General features: G+C 71.2%; 14 protein-coding genes. 3 read left to right on the plus strand and 11 right to left on the minus strand.

The window, feature by feature from the left end; all coding sequences use genetic code 11:
- Positions 1-6 precede the first annotated feature (6 nt).
- From D9599_RS18425 to D9599_RS18445, 5 genes are all read right to left on the minus strand, one after another.
- Positions 7-1,320 carry an O-acetylhomoserine aminocarboxypropyltransferase/cysteine synthase family protein gene (locus D9599_RS18425; RefSeq protein ID WP_198382753.1) on the minus strand — a complete coding sequence of 438 codons (1,314 nt, stop codon included), beginning with the start codon at positions 1,318-1,320 and terminating at the stop codon, positions 7-9.
- Between the two features lie 77 nt (positions 1,321-1,397).
- On the minus strand, positions 1,398-2,396 hold the full coding sequence (locus D9599_RS18430) for a tripartite tricarboxylate transporter substrate binding protein (RefSeq protein WP_198382754.1): 999 nt from the start codon (positions 2,394-2,396) through the stop codon (positions 1,398-1,400).
- A 53-nt stretch (positions 2,397-2,449) separates the two neighbouring features.
- Positions 2,450-3,355 carry a hypothetical protein gene (locus D9599_RS18435; RefSeq protein ID WP_198382755.1) on the minus strand — a complete coding sequence of 302 codons (906 nt, stop codon included), beginning with the start codon at positions 3,353-3,355 and terminating at the stop codon, positions 2,450-2,452.
- 212 nt (positions 3,356-3,567) lie between these two features.
- Entirely contained in the window at positions 3,568-3,990 is a 423-nt protein-coding gene (locus tag D9599_RS18440; RefSeq protein WP_198382756.1) for a hypothetical protein, read from the minus strand.
- An 11-nt stretch (positions 3,991-4,001) separates the two neighbouring features.
- Positions 4,002-5,045 (minus strand): MBL fold metallo-hydrolase, encoded by a 1,044-nt coding sequence (locus tag D9599_RS18445; protein ID WP_198382757.1) that lies wholly within the window; start codon positions 5,043-5,045, stop codon positions 4,002-4,004.
- A 159-nt stretch (positions 5,046-5,204) separates the two neighbouring features.
- On the opposite strand from D9599_RS18445, the gene D9599_RS18450 reads away from it, so the two are divergent.
- On the plus strand, positions 5,205-6,404 hold the full coding sequence (locus tag D9599_RS18450; protein WP_198382758.1) for an MFS transporter: 1,200 nt from the start codon (positions 5,205-5,207) through the stop codon (positions 6,402-6,404).
- A gap of 42 nt (positions 6,405-6,446) precedes the next feature.
- Here D9599_RS18450 and D9599_RS18455 read toward each other — a convergent pair whose 3' ends face one another.
- Together D9599_RS18455 and D9599_RS18460 are read right to left on the minus strand one after the other, a co-directional pair.
- Positions 6,447-7,703 (minus strand): ABC transporter substrate-binding protein, encoded by a 1,257-nt coding sequence (locus D9599_RS18455; RefSeq protein ID WP_198382759.1) that lies wholly within the window; start codon positions 7,701-7,703, stop codon positions 6,447-6,449.
- A gap of 58 nt (positions 7,704-7,761) precedes the next feature.
- Complete coding sequence (locus D9599_RS18460; protein ID WP_198382760.1) at positions 7,762-9,399, minus strand: long-chain fatty acid--CoA ligase; 1,638 nt, start codon at positions 9,397-9,399, stop codon at positions 7,762-7,764.
- Positions 9,400-9,624: 225 nt separating this feature from the next.
- On the opposite strand from D9599_RS18460, the gene D9599_RS18465 reads away from it, so the two are divergent.
- Positions 9,625-10,128 carry a hypothetical protein gene (locus D9599_RS18465; RefSeq protein ID WP_198382761.1) on the plus strand — a complete coding sequence of 168 codons (504 nt, stop codon included), beginning with the start codon at positions 9,625-9,627 and terminating at the stop codon, positions 10,126-10,128.
- A gap of 158 nt (positions 10,129-10,286) precedes the next feature.
- On the opposite strand, the gene D9599_RS18470 is transcribed toward D9599_RS18465, so the two are convergent.
- The 4 genes from D9599_RS18470 to D9599_RS18485 form a co-directional block, all read right to left on the minus strand.
- On the minus strand, positions 10,287-10,826 hold the full coding sequence (locus D9599_RS18470; RefSeq protein ID WP_198382762.1) for a DUF4142 domain-containing protein: 540 nt from the start codon (positions 10,824-10,826) through the stop codon (positions 10,287-10,289).
- A gap of 58 nt (positions 10,827-10,884) precedes the next feature.
- Entirely contained in the window at positions 10,885-11,394 is a 510-nt protein-coding gene (locus tag D9599_RS18475; protein ID WP_198382763.1) for a ferritin-like domain-containing protein, read from the minus strand.
- 52 nt (positions 11,395-11,446) lie between these two features.
- A complete protein-coding gene (locus tag D9599_RS18480) occupies positions 11,447-11,947 on the minus strand; it encodes a ferritin-like domain-containing protein (protein WP_198382764.1) in 501 nt (166 codons plus the stop codon).
- A 145-nt stretch (positions 11,948-12,092) separates the two neighbouring features.
- Positions 12,093-13,202 carry a M20 family metallopeptidase gene (locus tag D9599_RS18485; RefSeq protein WP_198382765.1) on the minus strand — a complete coding sequence of 370 codons (1,110 nt, stop codon included), beginning with the start codon at positions 13,200-13,202 and terminating at the stop codon, positions 12,093-12,095.
- 59 nt (positions 13,203-13,261) lie between these two features.
- On the opposite strand from D9599_RS18485, the gene D9599_RS18490 reads away from it, so the two are divergent.
- Positions 13,262-14,407, plus strand: a complete 1,146-nt coding sequence (locus D9599_RS18490) for a pyridoxal-phosphate dependent enzyme (RefSeq protein WP_198382835.1) — start codon at positions 13,262-13,264, stop codon at positions 14,405-14,407.
- The last annotated feature ends 175 nt before the right edge of the window (positions 14,408-14,582 follow it).

Raw genomic sequence — 14,582 nt, forward strand, 5'->3', positions numbered from 1 at the left:
CGCCCGCTATTCTGCCGCGAGAGGCCGCGCCTCCGTGCCGGCGGCGTCGAGCGCCTGGGAGAGATCCGCAAGGATGTCCTCCGGGTGCTCCAGACCGATCGAGAGCCGGACGTAGCCCGGTGATACGCCGGTCGAGAGCTGGTCCTCGGCCGAGAGCTGGGAGTGGGTCGTGCTGGCGGGATGAATCGCGAGGCTGCGCGCGTCGCCGATATTCGCGACGTGGTAGATCATCCGCAGCGCGTCGATGAAGCGGCGCCCGGCTTCCAGCCCGCCCGCCAGCTCGAAGCCGACGAGGCCGCCATGGCCGCGGGTGAGATATTTGGCGGTGCGTGCGGCGGCCTCACCCGTCAGGTGCTTCGGGTGGATCACGCGGCTCACCTCCGGCCGGGCGGCGAGGAAGTCGGCCACGATCTCCGCGTTGCGGCTGTGCTCGCGCATGCGGAGCGCCAGCGTCTCGATGCCCTGCAGCGTGAGGAAGGCGTTGAAGGGCGACATGGCAGCGCCGAGGTCGCGCAGCAGCGTCACCCGCGCCTTCAGGATATAGGCGATCGGCCCCATGGGCTTCGCCGCCTCGGCCCAGACCGCGCCGTGGTAGGAGGGATCGGGGCGGTGCAGTGCGGGCTGGCGCGCAGCGTGCGCGGCCCAGTCAAAGTTGCCGCCATCGACGATGATGCCGCCGATGCTCGTGCCGTGGCCGCCGAGGAACTTCGTGGTGGAGAGTACCTCCACCGCCGCGCCGTGGTCGAAGGGCCGTACGAGCAGCGGCGCCGCCGTGTTGTCCATGATCAGCGGGATGCCGAGCGGGCGGCCGAGCGCCGCCACCTCTGCGATCGGGAAGGCCTCCAGCTTTGGGTTTGGCAGAGTTTCGGCGTACCAGGCGCGGGTGCGCTCGTCGGAGGCGCGGAGGAAGGCTTCCGGGTCCGCCGGGTCGACGAAGCGCACCTCGATCCCCTGGTCGCGCAGCGTGTTGGCGAAGAGATTCCAGGTGCCGCCATAGAGATCGGTGGAGGAGACGATGTTGTCTCCCGCCAGCGCCAGGTTCTGCACGGCCATGGCCGAGGCCGCCTGCCCCGAGGCGACGGCCAGTGCGCCGACGCCGCCCTCGAGCGCGGCCACGCGCTTCTCCAGCACGTCGGTCGTCGGGTTCATGATGCGCGTGTAGATGTTGCCCAACTCCTGCAGGCCGAACAGGCGGGAGGCGTGGGCGGCGTCGTCGAACTGGTAGGAGGTGGTCTGATAGATCGGCACGGCCACCGATTTCGTGGCGGGGTCGTTCCGCCAGCCGGCGTGGAGCGCGAGCGTCTCGGGATGCTTTGACATCGGATCCTCCTCGGTAAGAGGCTGCTTCTACATCCTTCCCGCGAAAGGCGGGGCGGGATTCACCGCCCCGCGGCCCCTCAGGGCGCCGGCCTGTACACCTCGGGCCTCGTGTTGGCGATGCGCACCAGCGCCTCCGCGGCCTTGCGGTCCTCCCGCAGGAAGCTGGCGAACTCCTCCGGCGTGCTGGTGAAGGGCTCCACCGCCTGGCGCTCCAGGAAGGTGACGAAGCGCGGGTCGCCGAACACGGCGACGAAGGCGGCGTTCAGCCCCTGCACCGCCGCGGCCGGGGTCGCGCGCGGGACCGCGATGCCCCACCAGCCGCGACCCTGGTACTCGCCGAGCCCTGCTTCCGCGAAGGTCGGCACCGTCGGCAGCAGGGGTGAGCGCCGGGTGGTGGTGACCGCCAGCGGCCGCACCAGCCCGGCCTCGATCTGCCCCATGAAGTTGCCGAGCCCCATGTTGCCAATCTGGATCTCGCCCGCCGCGACCGCCAGCGCGATCGGCCCGCCACCGCGATAGGGCACGCCGACCATGCGCGTGCCCCACTGGCTGTTCAGCCAGCGCAGCAGCAGGTCGGGGAAGGAACCCTCGCCCAGTGTGCCGAAGGCGAGGCCTTGCGCCGACTCCCGCGCGAAGCTCCGCAGCTCGGCGACGGAGCGCACAGGCATCGCGGCGTTCACCGCCATCACCTCCGTCAGGAAGAAGAGCGAGGTGACCGGCGCGAAGTCTGCCACGGGGTCGTAGGGCAGGCGCTCGAACAGCAGCGGGTTGAAGGACATGGTGCTGTGGTAGACGGCGCAGGCCGTGTAGCCATCCGCCGTCGCCCGTGCGCAGGCCTGGGCGCCGACGATGCCGCTGGCGCCCGTGCGGTTCTCGATCACGACCGGCTGGCCGAGGCGGGCGGAGAGCTCGGGCGCGGCGGCGCGCAGGATCACGTCGGTGACGCTGCCTGCCGCGATCGGCACCAGCAGGCGGATCGGGCGGTCGGGCCAGGCCTGCGCCCCCGCCGGCCCTGCGGCGGACAGCGCGAGGAGGGCGGCCAGCGCGAGGCGCCGAAGACAGCTTATGAGGCTCATGTTCTTTTTCCTCCCTGTGCGATCCGCCGCGCCAGCCGGCGGCAGGCGGCCGTTCAGCGCCAGACCACCTCGCCGATCGCTCCCGCGTCGTAGGCCGTGAAGAAGATCCGCCCGTCCGGCATCGTGGCGATGCAGCGCGCGCCGCTGCCCGCGGTCGGGATCGGGAAGGCGCCCATCATCGCGCCCTCGGGCGACATGCGCAGGATCATGTTCGCGGCGTTGGCCGTGACCCAGAGCGTGCCGTCCTCGCCGACGCAGACGCCGCGCAGCGAGGCCTCGGCCACGGAGACGGGGTGCTCCGTGATGCGCCCCTCGCGGTCCAGCCGCCCGAGCGCGTTGCCGCTCGTCTCCACGAACCAGATGCTGCCATCCGGGTGCGGCGCCATGGCGCGGGGCTGGCTGTCATGGGTGGGAATCGGGATCTCGCTGATCGCGCCGTCCATCCCGATGCGCCCGACCTTGTTGCCGGCCGCCTGGCTGAACCACAGCGCGCCGTCGCGCGGCACGATGGAGAGGGGGCGGCAGTCGGGCGAGAGGCCCTCGCTGAACTCGGTCACCTCGCCCGCCGGCGTGATGCGCCCGATCCGGCCGATGGAGGTCTCGGAGAACCAGATGTTCCCGTCCGGCCCGGCCATGATGCCGTCGGGTCCCGCGCCCGCGCTCGGCAGCGGGTACTCGGTGATCTCGCCGCCGGGCGTGATGGCGCCGACCTGGTTCGCCGCCTTCTCGCAGAACCAGAGCCGCCCGTCCGCGCCGGCGATGATGCCGATGGGCGTGGCGTTCGGCGTCGGCAGGACGAATTCGGTGAAGCGGCCCGCCGCGTCCATCCGGCCGATGCGCGAGGTGCCGCTCTCGCAGAACCAGAGGGCGCCGTCCGGGCCGGGCGCGCAGATATAGGGCCCGCTGCCGGGAGTGGGGATGCGGTGCTCGCGGATCGAGACCTGGTGGCCGCTGCTCATGGGCAAGCAGTCCCGGAATGGGTGGTCATGAGGCTCTGCCTTTGCTGGAGGGGCAGCAACGGGCAGGCAGGTGCGCGTGCGGAAATCCACATGGACGCTTCCCATTCCTCCGACGCCCCGCTCGGTGGCGGGGCGGCCGGGCTTTCCGCCCGTTATGCGGAACAGGTGTATCGAATGGCAGATCGCGGCCGCAAGCGGATTCGCCATCTCGCTCAGCGGCACCCGTAGAGGTTCAGGCAGGCGAGATAGCGGGTGAAGCACTGCTGGGTGCATCCCGCGCGATCGGTTGGCGTGAAGGCCGGGGCGCCCGGATTCGTGCTCCACATCGGCGGGCATGCCATCCGGCAGGCGCTCTGCTGCGCCTCGCAGCCGTTGCGCAGCGGCGCCGCGCAGTTGGCGGGCGAGGACGGGTCGGCGGCACGCGGGGATGGCGCGCCTGCCTGGGGAGTCGGGCGCGACGGCTGCACGCCGGTCTGAGGAGCGGGGCGCGGCGATGGCGTGGGCTGGGACTGAGGCCGCATCCACTCCTTCAGGAAGGTGCTTCCATCCGCCGGAGGAAGCGCCGCACCCTGCGCGACCTTCATCTGCACCAGGGCTGCTGCGGCCAGGATCGCCGCCATCATGATCCGCCGCATCGCCGCGCCTCCTATTCCCTTCCCGATGCCTCGCCACCCAGGACGCGGCCCTTACCGGCCGCGGCCGCAACTTCCGCCAGCAGCCGCTCCTCCTGCCCCGCGTAGCGCGGCGAGAAGTGGAAGGGCTCGATCCGTCGTGCCCCCGCCGCGGCCGCGATCTCGCCGGCGGCGCGGGTGGTGAGGTGCCGGCGGTCGAGCGCGATCTCCGCGTCCTCGGCGGCGAAGGGGGCCTCGATGAACAGCGTGTCGGCGCCGCGCGCGAGGTGGATCGCCGCCGCCCGGTTCGCCGGCAGGTCGGCGAAATCCGTCATATAGGCTAGGCGCTGCCCGGGACTGGCGACGATGAGGTCGCGCAGCTCGCCAAGGGGGCGCGCCGGCGCCAGCGGCGCCTCCGAGGGGCGGGCGAAGACGCGGATCGGGTGCTCGTCCGGCAGCCCCGCCGCCACGGCCGCCTTCAGCCCCGCGAGCCAGGGTCCGGTTGGCAGCCCGCGCTCCTGCAGCCGGGTACGCCAGACGTTGAGATGCGCTCCCTCCTCCAGCGCGAAGCCAAGGCAGGGAGTGCCGTGGTCGAGCACGGCCGCGCGCAGGCGGAGCGGCCCGAGTTCCAGCACCGTGCCGTCCGGCGTGGCCGGCAGCGGCGGCAGGTCCTCTCGCGCGAAGCGGTGGTGCAGCCGGAAGCGCGCGCGGGGCAGGGCGGGGCCGCGCACCACCTCCGTTACCTCGATCACGAGGTCGGCGGGGATGCGGTGCGCGAGGTTCCAGGTATAGGCCCCCAGCCGGTGGTGCACGCGGGCCGCAAAATCCTCCGGCCCCACGACGAGGAGCCGTTTCTCCCGCCCGATCAGCGGCCTGAGCAGCCGATCGAAGCCCGCCCAGTGATCCATATGCGCGTGCGAGACCGCCAGCAGCCCCACCCGCAGCAGGTGGCGTACCGAGAGGGATGAGAGGTCGCCGCAGTCCAGCAGCACCGTCTCCGACAGGTGCAGGGCCTCGACGAAGACGCCGGGATCGCCGGTTCGTCCGTTCAGCAGGCGTGGATGCAGGGTCGGTCGCATGGAACCGAGGTGGCACGCCCGGGCGAAGGGGTCGAGCCGCCCGCCCGCATGGCCTCGCGGCAGGGGAGCCCTGCACGAGCAGGGCTGGTGCGCGGAAGGGGATCGGCGCCAAGCTTCCCGGGGAAACGGGACGCGCCGGGAATGAAAGGGCCGAAGGCCATGCGGAATCAGAGCGTCTGGGCAGTCGTGGCCGCCGCCGCCGTCGCGGGCTCCATGGCGATGGGCATCCGCCAGACCTACGGCCTCTTTCTCCTGCCGCTGGGGGCGGAGGGCGGCATCTCCCCCGTGGCGCTCGGCTTCTCCGTCGCCCTGCACAACCTCACCTGGGGCCTCGCCCAGCCCGTGACGGGCTCGCTCGGCGACCGCTACGGCGCCGGGCGCGTGGCGGCGGTGGGCGGGCTGCTCTACGCCGCCGGGCTCGCGCTGGTGGCGATCTATCCTTCCGCGCTCACGGCGCTTCTCGGCATCGGCGTCATGACAGGCATCGGCGTGGGCTGCGCCGGCACGGGCAGCGTCATCGCCGCTGTCGGCCGCGCCGCCACGCCGGAGCAGCGGGCCAACATGATGGGCATCGCCGCCGCCGGCGGCTCGGTCGGGCAGGCGCTGCTGGTGCCCTACGCGCAAACAGGCATCGGCTGGCTCGGCGCGGCCCCGGCGCTCGGCGCCATGGCGATCGCGGCCCTGTTCATCCTGCCGGCGGCGCGCGTGATGGAGTGGTCGCCGCGCAACCCCTCGGCGCCGCACCGCGCGCTTTCGGAGCTGCCGGCTTTGGCACGGCGCGCCCTGGGGGAGCGCGACTACGCGCTGCTCACGGTCGGCTTCTTCGCCTGCGGCTTCCAACTCGCCTTCCTCACGGCCCACCTGCCGGCGCATCTCGCGCTCTGCGGCATGCCGGCCTGGGTCGGGGCCACCTCGCTGATGCTGGTGGGGCTGTTCAACATCCCCGGCTCCTGGCTCTGCGGGAAACTCGGCAGCGTCATCCGGCCGGAGGTGGCGCTGGGCGCCATCTATCTCGCCCGCAGCGTCGCCATCGCGCTCTTCGCCGCCCTGCCGGTGACCGAGTGGGGCACGCTGCTCTTCGCGGCGGTGCTCGGCTCGATCTGGCTCGGCTCCGTGCCGCTGACGGCGGCCGCCATCGCGCGCCGCTTCGGGACGGCGGATCTCGGCGCGCTCTACGGTGTGTGCTTCTTCAGCCATCAGATCGGCGGCTTCCTCGGCGTGGGCGCGGCGGCGGTGCTGGTGGCGCAGACCGGCAGCTACGCTGCCTTCTGGCCAGTCATGGTGCTCGTCGGGCTCGGCGCCGTGCTGGCGAACTGGGCCACCCGCGGGCCGATCCGCGCGGCGGCGCTGCCGGCCTGACGCCGCCTCGGGGATGCCGGCGGCGCCGGCACTCCCTTCCGGTCAGGTCCTGACGAGCGGGCAGCCGCCCTCCGACATCGGGCGGAAGGCCTCCTCGGCGGGCGTGGTGCCGACGAGCTTGTAGTAGTCTCCCGGCCCGGTGCTCTCGGCGGGGCTCTTCACCTCGAAGAGGTAGGAGGGGTGGATCTTGCGCCCGTCCATTCGGATCTGGCCGGGCCCGAAGGCGTCGTCGTCGGTCGGCATGGCCTTCATCCGCTCCACCGTCACACGGCCGGAGAGCTTCGCCTCTGCCACCCCCATGGAGGCGACGGCCTTGAGGTAGTGCAGCGCGCCCGCGTAGCAGCCGGCCTGGATCATGCCCATGGGGATGCCGCCCGGCAGCTTCGGCCGCACGCGGGCGGTGAAGGCGCGGGTGCGGTCGTTGAGGTTCCAGTAGAAGGACTCTGTCAGCAGCAGCCCCTGCGCCGTCTCGAGACCCAGTGCGTGCACGTCGGCGATGGCCATCAGCAGCGTCGCGAGCTTCGCCTGCCGCGTGAGCCCGAATTCCCGCGCCTGCTTCACGCAGTTCACCGTGTCCGTGCCGGCATTGGCGAGGCCCAGCACCTTCGCCCGGCTGGCCCGTGCCTGCACGAGGAAGGACGAGAAGTCGGTCGTCTGCGGGAAAGGGTAGCGCACGCCGCCGAGCACCTTCCCGCCCGCGCCCTCGACGAAGGCGGAGGTGTCGCGCTGGAGCGCGTGGCCGAAGGCGTAGTCGGCAGTGATGAAGAACCAGGTATCCCCGCCCGCGCGCGTCAGGGCGGCGCCGGTGGACTTGGCGAGCATCCAGGTGTCGTAGGTCCAGTGCACCGTATTGGGCGAGCACTGCGCGCCCGTCAGCTCCACCACCGCGCCGCCGGAATTGACGAAGACCTTGTCCTTCTCCCGGGTCGCCGCCGCGACGGCCAGCGCGACCGAGGAGGTCGGCACGTCGAGGATCATGTCCACGCCGTCGGTGTCGTACCACTGCCGCGCGATGCCGCTGCCGACATCCGGCCGGTTCTGGTGGTCGGCCTGCAGCACCTCGACGGTGATGCCGGGATTGGCGGCCATGAACTCCTCGGCGGCCTGGCGCGCGCAGGCGACGGAGCCTGGGCCGGTCGGGTCACGATAGGGACCGGACATGTCCGTCAGCACGCCGATGCGGATGGGCCGCGCGCTTCGGGGCTGGGCCGCCGCCCGCCGCGATGCCGGGATGGTGGAGAGGCCCGCCGCTCCCAATCCAGCGACGCCCAGCAGGCCGCGCCTCGCGATGCTCGTCATGGTCCCATTCCTCCCTTTGCGGCGCCACCTCGTGGCGGGCGGCTGCCGCTGTTGCGCCCTATGCCGTCATGACCGGCGGCAACTCGCCCGCCCGCAGCATCTCGCGGATGCGCGCCTTCTGGAGCTTGCCCGTCGCGGTGTGGGGCAGTTCCTGCACCACCACCATGGCGTCGGGGATGCACCATCTCGGGACCTTACCCTCGTAGAAGGCCGCCATCTCCCCACAGGTGACGAACATGCCGTCATGCAGCACGAGCAGCAGCAGCGGTCGCTCGCCCCAGCGCTCGTCGGGGCGGGCGACGACGGCCGCCTCGCGCACCGCCGGATGGGCAAGGGCGATGTTCTCCAGCTCGATGCTGCCGATCCACTCGCCGCCGGATTTCACGACATCCTTCGTGCGGTCCACCACCTGCACGTAGCCGTCCGCGTCGATCGTCACGACGTCGCCCGTCTCGAACCAGCCGGGATGAGCGAAGGCGGGCGCATCCGGCTGGCGGTAGTAGCCGGCCGCGATCCAGGGGCCGCGCACGAGGAGGCTGCCGCGGGCGGTGCCGTCATGCGGGACGTCACGGCCATGCCCGTCCACCATGCGCAGCTCGACGCCGAAGAGCGGCCGCCCCTGCTTCGCCGACAGCTCAATCTGGCGTTCCTCCGGCAGATCCTTGTGCTTCGCCTTGGGCGTGTTCGCGACGCCGAGCGGGCTCGTCTCGGTCATGCCCCAGCCATGCACCACCGTAGCGCCTAGCGCGCGGAAGCGCTTGATCATCACGGGCGGGCAGGCGGAGCCGCCGATGACCACGCGCTCCAGGCCGTGGAGGGACTGCCCGTTGTCCCGCATCCAGTCGAGCAGCGCCATCCAGACGGTCGGCACGCCGGCAGTGTAGGTGACGCCCTCCTCCTCGATCAGCGCGTGCAGGCTGGCGCCGTCGAGTTTCGGGCCGGGCAGGACGAGCTTGGCGCCCACCATGGGCGCGGCATAGGGCAGGCCCCAGGCATTGACGTGGAACATGGGCACCACCGGCATCACCACGCTGCGCGCCGAGAGCGCGAAGACATCCGGCACGCAGACGGCCATGGCGTGCAGCACGGAGGAGCGGTGGCTGTAGAGCACGCCCTTCGGCTCGCCCGTGGTGCCGGAGGTGTAGCAGAGGGAGCAGGCGTCCCGCTCATCCAGCTCGGGCCAATCAAAGCCCTTCGGTGCAGCCTCGATCAGATCCTCGTAGCAGAGAAGGTCCGGCAGCCGCGACGAAGCCGGCATGCCCGCCCGGTCCGTCATCACGACCACGGAGGGAAGCTGCTCGAGGCGGTCCGCGATCCCCTCCAGCAGGCCGACGAAGCACGGATCGACGAAGAGCGCGGCATCGCCCGCATGCCCGATGATGTAGGCGACCTGCTCGGGGAAGAGCCTCGGGTTGATCGTGTGGCAGACCATGCCGGCCCCGCCCACGGCATAGTAGAGTTCGAGATGCCGGTGCCCGTTCCAGGCAAGCGTCCCCACCCGGTCGCCCGGCGCGAGCCCAAACGCGCCGAGGGCACCCGCGAGCCGCGCGCAGCGTTCCCAAGTTTCGGCGTAGTTGGTGCGGTGCAGCGCGCCGTCCGGCAGGCGCGAGACGATTTCCGTGTCGCCATGATACTCGGCCGCGTGCCGGAGTATCGAGGTGGTCAGGAGCGGCACGTCCATCATCATGGCGCGCATGCGTGTTCCTTCCCGGTGCAGGGCTTCTTGCGCCCTGTCGTTTCCCTTTGACCGGCGAGTTCCCGCCGGGCCACGTTCCCTGCAGCGAGATTCCAGCAGCGCCGGATTGAAAGAGCAAGCTCTTTGCGCCCTGCCCCTCGCGGCTCCTGCCCGCGTGCGCTGATCACGTGAGAAGTGCTATGAAAGGGGCTGTGTCGAGGACGTTCCTGTCCCGAGAGGAAAAAGATGACGCTGCGCGGAAAGGCGGGCCTGTTCGTCGTGCTCGCCGGCATCCTGCAGGCCGGGCCGGTGGCGGCTGCGCCGAGGGAGCGGAGCGAGGGCACCGTCATCGAGATCGCCCCGCGTGCCGCACCGAGGGAACCCGCCGACCGTAGCGGCAAGGCACGCCAGACACAGGCGAAGGTTCTCAACGACCCGGCGCTGGCGAACCTGCCGGCGGTCGGCGTGAGCGGCGTGCTGCCGCAGGGCACGACGGCGCGGGTGCAGAACCTTGAGAACGGGCGCTCGACCTTCATCCAGGTCCAGCCTGGAGGCGCCGCCAGCGCGGGGCGGCTGCTCGATATCACCCCGCCGGTCGCGCGCGCCCTGGGCGTCACAGGGGGCAGCGCGCAGGTTCTCGTCGCGCCACTGGCCGTTCCCCAGCCGGACGGCACGATCCGCATCGGGGAGGGAAGCCGCCTCGCCGGAGCGGTGGCGGCACCCGCACTCAGCCAGCGGCCGGAGAATTAGGCGGGGCGGAAGGACCTTCCCGACTGTCGGCGCTGGGAATTTCGGAGCGATGGTCCGCGGCGCCGGGACCGGCATCCGAAGCCTGCCACGCTGCCACGGCGCGCATGAAAAAGGCGCGGCCCGCACCGGCGGGGCCGCGCCTCGTACTGGCCTGATGCTCAGGCGCGCTGCATCGCCGTCTGCAGGAAGGCGATGTGCTCGCGGATGCGGTCGGAGGCGAGGATGGCAATTGCCTTGTCGCTCGCGGTCGAGCCACTGCTCTCGATGATCGCGTTATAGACCGAGAGCGCCTCCTGGTGGCCCTGGGTCTGCGCCATCACGAAAAGGCGGTCGAACTCGGGCCCGTTCGCGGCCTGGAGCTGGCGCAGCATCGCTGCCTTCTCGGCCGGCAGCGGGGGCGGGGGCACGGCCTGACCAACGGCCGCCATCGCCTGCACGATGCCCTGCTGCTCGCTGTTCTCGAAAGTCGCGAAGCGGCGCAGGTCGGGCCGCTGCGCCTTGGTGGTGCCGAGCTGCGCCGTCTGCATGAGAAAGGCACCGCCCTGCACGGCCGTGGTGCGCAGGGAGACGGGGTCAGTGCTGGACGCCATCTGCCGCGCCGTCATCCCCGGCTCCGCCGAGGCGGCGCAACCCGCGAGCGCGGCCCCGGCGAGGGCCACGCCGAGCGTGCGGCGGTTCATTAAGTTCAGCGTATCCATGCTTTTTGCTCCGGTTCGAAGGCTTGGTTGAAGGGTCGGGGAGGCGAGGCCCGCCGGATCAGACGCCCGCCTTCTGGCCCTGCGCCGCGCGCGTCGCGAAGGTGCGCACCGTCGGCTCCAGGTTGTCCGCGACCCACTGCGCCATCCGCTCCTCCTCGCGCAGCGACTGCGTGAGCGCGGTCGGGGAGCGCGTGTCGCCGACCATGTCGGCAAAGACGAGGAGCGACTTGTAGGAGGCGATCTCGAAGTGCTCGAAGGCGTAGTTCGCCATATGATTCTTCAGCACCTCGTCCTGCATCGGCGCGTGGGCGAGGGCGGCCATGTTGCCCATCAGGCCCGTCACGAAATCCTTGATCGAGGAATTCGATTCACCCATGGAGCTGAGGATCTCGTCCAGCCGCTCGCGCTGCGCCTCGCTCTCCTTGATGTGCTGGCGCAGCGCCGCCTCCATCTCGGGATAGTTCTCCAGCCGCTCGACCTGGCGGCTCAGCAGCTCGATCGCCTGCGTCTCGAGCGCGCGGGCATTGACGAGGCCGGTCACGTAGAGGCTCTGGGTGCTTTCCTGCATCGGTGAAGTCCTTGGCTGTTGTTGGTTGTGTCTATTCGGAACAGCGCGCCGTTCAGGCGGCCTGTTCCATCTCGAGGGCCGCAGGGAGGATCGCCGAGCGCGTCACCTCAGTGAGGAGCCCGTCCTGCGCCTTCTCCTCGTCGAGCGTCTTCGCGAGCAGGTCGGCGATTTCCGTCTCGCCCATCGCCTTCGACAGCTCGACCATCGTCCCATAGGCGGCGATCTCGTAGTGCTCGATGCGCTGCTGGGCGGCGACGATCACGAGGTCCAGCACCGGCCCCTTCTCGTACTCCTCCAGCTCGTGCTGCGCTTCCTCGGCCAGGCCGCGCATCGCCTCGCAGACCTTGCGGCCAGGGCGGGCGCCGAGCTTGTCCAGCGCCTGCTCGACACGGTCCCGCTGCTCTTCGGACTGCGCGATATGCGCCTCCAGTCCCTGCTTGAGCTGGGGCTCCGACGCCTTGCGCATCGCCCGGCGAAGAGCCTGGATGGCCTGCTTTTCGGCGCTGAAGGCATCCTTCAGCTGATCCACCATCATCTCACGCAACTCGGGCATAACCGTGCTCTCCGGGAAGACAGTCCTCGGCGTTCCCGCCGTCGAAACATGCCAACGCCGGTCAGCCCGCCACGGTTGGTCGGGTGATCGTTCTATCTGTCAAAAAGTTTTGACCGGCCGGAAGTCCCGACCAGGGAGGGGTAGCCTATCGCTGCGCGAGAAGCCCGCGGAACAAGGGCACGGCGGCGGCCAGTTCCGCCACCGGCACCCTCTCACGCGGGGTATGCGCGAAGCCGATGTCCCCGGGCCCGAGCACCACGCAGGGCGCCAGCGCATTCAGCCGCGTTGCGTCCGTGCCGAAGGGCACGGTGCGAGCCGGCCGCCCGGTCGCAGCTACCGCCGCCGCGACCAGCGGGTGGTCGGCCGGCAGCTCGGGCGGGGAGCCGTCCACCACGAAGTTCAGCGCGAGGCCCGCCCGCGCCGCCGCCGCCTTCACCGCCTCGATCACCGGCTCGGGCCGGAGGCCGCGGGAGTAGCGGAACTTCATCCGCGCCGTCGCGCGCGCCGCTGTCACGTTCAGCGCCGTGCCGTGGTTGTCGATCACGATGTTGAAGTCGGGGAAGGGCGGCTCGTAGGCCTCGTCCCAGCCCGCGCGGTCCTCGCGCAGCCGGTCGTGCAGCGCGCGCATCTCGGCGAGGAAGGGGATCAGCGCGAGATTCGCGTTCACGCCCTTGCCGGTGGAGGAATGCGCCTGGCTGCCCGTCGCCACCGCCTCGAAGTTGACGGTGCCGCGGTGCCCGCGGATCGGCGCGAGGCCGGTCGGCTCCGCGACGATGATGCCGCGCAGCGCCGCGCGGCGGGCGAGATCCGACCTCTCCGCGATGAGGGCTGCGCCGGCCTTCGTGGTCTCCTCGTCCGTCGAGAGCAGCAGCGTCACCGGCACGTCGGCGGGCAGGCCGCGCGCGGCGACGATGCAGGCGGCGACCGGCCCCTTCATGTCGGCCGCGCCGAGACCGTGCATCATCCCCTCGTCGTCCACGCGGCCGGAGAAGGGGTCCTCCTCCCACCCTGTGTCGGGCACCGTGTCCATATGGCCCGAAAGCGCCAGGCCACCCGGCCCGCCGCGATGCGCGACGATGGCGCGCTTGGCCACGCCCGCCGCGTCCTTGTAGTCCAGCCGCTCGACCTCGAAATCGCCGAGTAGCGCCTCGATACGCTCCGCCACCGGCAGGTTGGTCACGAAGGAGCGGCTGTCGATCCGGATGAGCTCGGCGGCAAGGGCGGCAACGGCTTCGGCATCGGTGCGATCGGTCATGCCCGGGGGTATCCCTTGCGGGCCCCGCCGCCGCAAGACAGGTTGCCGCCCGCTTGGCGATGGAGGGACCCCTGGCCGCGTATCTCGACCCCCGTAGCGGCCGCACCTGGCCGATCGACACCCCCCGCTGGTGCGGCGAGGAGGGGCAGCCGCTCCTTCTGACGGACCTGCCGGGCATCGGCCGCGAGGCCATCGACCCCGCCGCCCCCGGCCTCTGGCGCTACGCCGCCGCCTTCCCCTTCCGCCCGCGCGAGCCGATCACGATGGGGGAGGGGCGCACTCCGCTGCTCCCGCGCCGGATCGGGGGCTTCGACGCGCTGCTGAAATGCGAGTGGCTGATGCCGACCGGCTCCTTCAAGGACCGTGGGGCCGCCGTCATGCTCTCGCTGCTGCGCGACCAGGGGATCGCGGCGGTGCTGGAGGATTCCTCCGGCAACGGCGGCGCGGCCATCTCAACCTATGCGGCGGCCGGCGGGCTGCGCGCGCGGATCCTGGTGCCGGACAGCACCTCCCCCGCCAAGACCGTCCAGTCCCGCGCGGCGGGGGCCGAGATCCAGCTCACCCCCGGCAGCCGCCAGGATTGCGCGGACGAGGCGCTGCGCCAGGGCCGCGATCCCGCCTCCGGCTTCTTCTACGCGAGCCACAACTGGCATCCCTTCTTCCTCCAGGGCACCAAGACCCTCGCCTACGAGCTGTGGGAGGATCTCGGCTTCAGGGCACCGGACGCGGTGGTGATCCCCTGCGGCGCCGGCTCCAACGTGCTCGGCTGCGACATTGGCTTCGGGGAATTGCTGCGGGCGGGCGCCATCGACCGGCTGCCCCGGCTCTACGCCGCCCAGCCCGCGAATTGCGGGCCCATCGCGCGCGAAGCGCTGGGCCTGCCGCCCGTGGCAGCCCGCCCGACGATTGCCGAGGGCACGGCCATCGCCCAGCCGATCCGCCCGCGCGAGGTGCTGTCCGCCCTCCGTCGCAGCGGCGGCGGCGGCGTGCTGCTGGAGGAGGCGGAGATCGCCGAGGCCTCGCTCGCCCTCGCCCGCACCGGCATCTACGTGGAACCAACCTGCGCCCAGGCGGCGGCGGCGCTCGGCAAGCTGGCTGCGGCGGGCACGGTGCGCCCCGGCGAGCGCGTGGCGGTGATCCTCACCGGCACCGGCCTCAAGGCGACCCCGCGCTACGCGGAACTTCTCGGGCTGGAGGTGGGTTAGTGCCGTTTCATGGTCCGCGTGGCCGTGCGGCGCTGGTCCTCCAATGAAGAGGAAGTAATGTGAAAAGAATTTCATCATAATCGTTGCACGATTGGTAGAGCCATGACTTGGCCGCGCGGCCGCTGATCCGCTCGGTCATTTGTCTTGTATCTTTCATCTGCCCTATCTCTCCTCC

The organism is Roseomonas sp. KE2513 (assembly GCF_016107305.1).
Taxonomy (GTDB): domain Bacteria; phylum Pseudomonadota; class Alphaproteobacteria; order Acetobacterales; family Acetobacteraceae; genus Roseomonas.

Coding starts and splice junctions, on each gene's coding strand:
- D9599_RS18490 (WP_198382835.1), top strand. CDS start 13,262: ATGGAGGGACCCCTGGCCGCGTATCTCGACCCCCGTAGCGGCCGCACC.
- D9599_RS18445 (WP_198382757.1), bottom strand. CDS start 5,045: ATGCGACCGACCCTGCATCCACGCCTGCTGAACGGACGAACCGGCGAT.
- D9599_RS18460 (WP_198382760.1), bottom strand. CDS start 9,399: ATGCGCGCCATGATGATGGACGTGCCGCTCCTGACCACCTCGATACTC.
- D9599_RS18455 (WP_198382759.1), bottom strand. CDS start 7,703: ATGACGAGCATCGCGAGGCGCGGCCTGCTGGGCGTCGCTGGATTGGGA.
- D9599_RS18470 (WP_198382762.1), bottom strand. CDS start 10,826: ATGGATACGCTGAACTTAATGAACCGCCGCACGCTCGGCGTGGCCCTC.
- D9599_RS18440 (WP_198382756.1), bottom strand. CDS start 3,990: ATGCGGCGGATCATGATGGCGGCGATCCTGGCCGCAGCAGCCCTGGTG.
- D9599_RS18435 (WP_198382755.1), bottom strand. CDS start 3,355: ATGAGCAGCGGCCACCAGGTCTCGATCCGCGAGCACCGCATCCCCACT.
- D9599_RS18430 (WP_198382754.1), bottom strand. CDS start 2,396: ATGAGCCTCATAAGCTGTCTTCGGCGCCTCGCGCTGGCCGCCCTCCTC.
- D9599_RS18465 (WP_198382761.1), top strand. CDS start 9,625: ATGACGCTGCGCGGAAAGGCGGGCCTGTTCGTCGTGCTCGCCGGCATC.
- D9599_RS18480 (WP_198382764.1), bottom strand. CDS start 11,947: ATGCCCGAGTTGCGTGAGATGATGGTGGATCAGCTGAAGGATGCCTTC.
- D9599_RS18450 (WP_198382758.1), top strand. CDS start 5,205: ATGCGGAATCAGAGCGTCTGGGCAGTCGTGGCCGCCGCCGCCGTCGCG.
- D9599_RS18425 (WP_198382753.1), bottom strand. CDS start 1,320: ATGTCAAAGCATCCCGAGACGCTCGCGCTCCACGCCGGCTGGCGGAAC.
- D9599_RS18475 (WP_198382763.1), bottom strand. CDS start 11,394: ATGCAGGAAAGCACCCAGAGCCTCTACGTGACCGGCCTCGTCAATGCC.
- D9599_RS18485 (WP_198382765.1), bottom strand. CDS start 13,202: ATGACCGATCGCACCGATGCCGAAGCCGTTGCCGCCCTTGCCGCCGAG.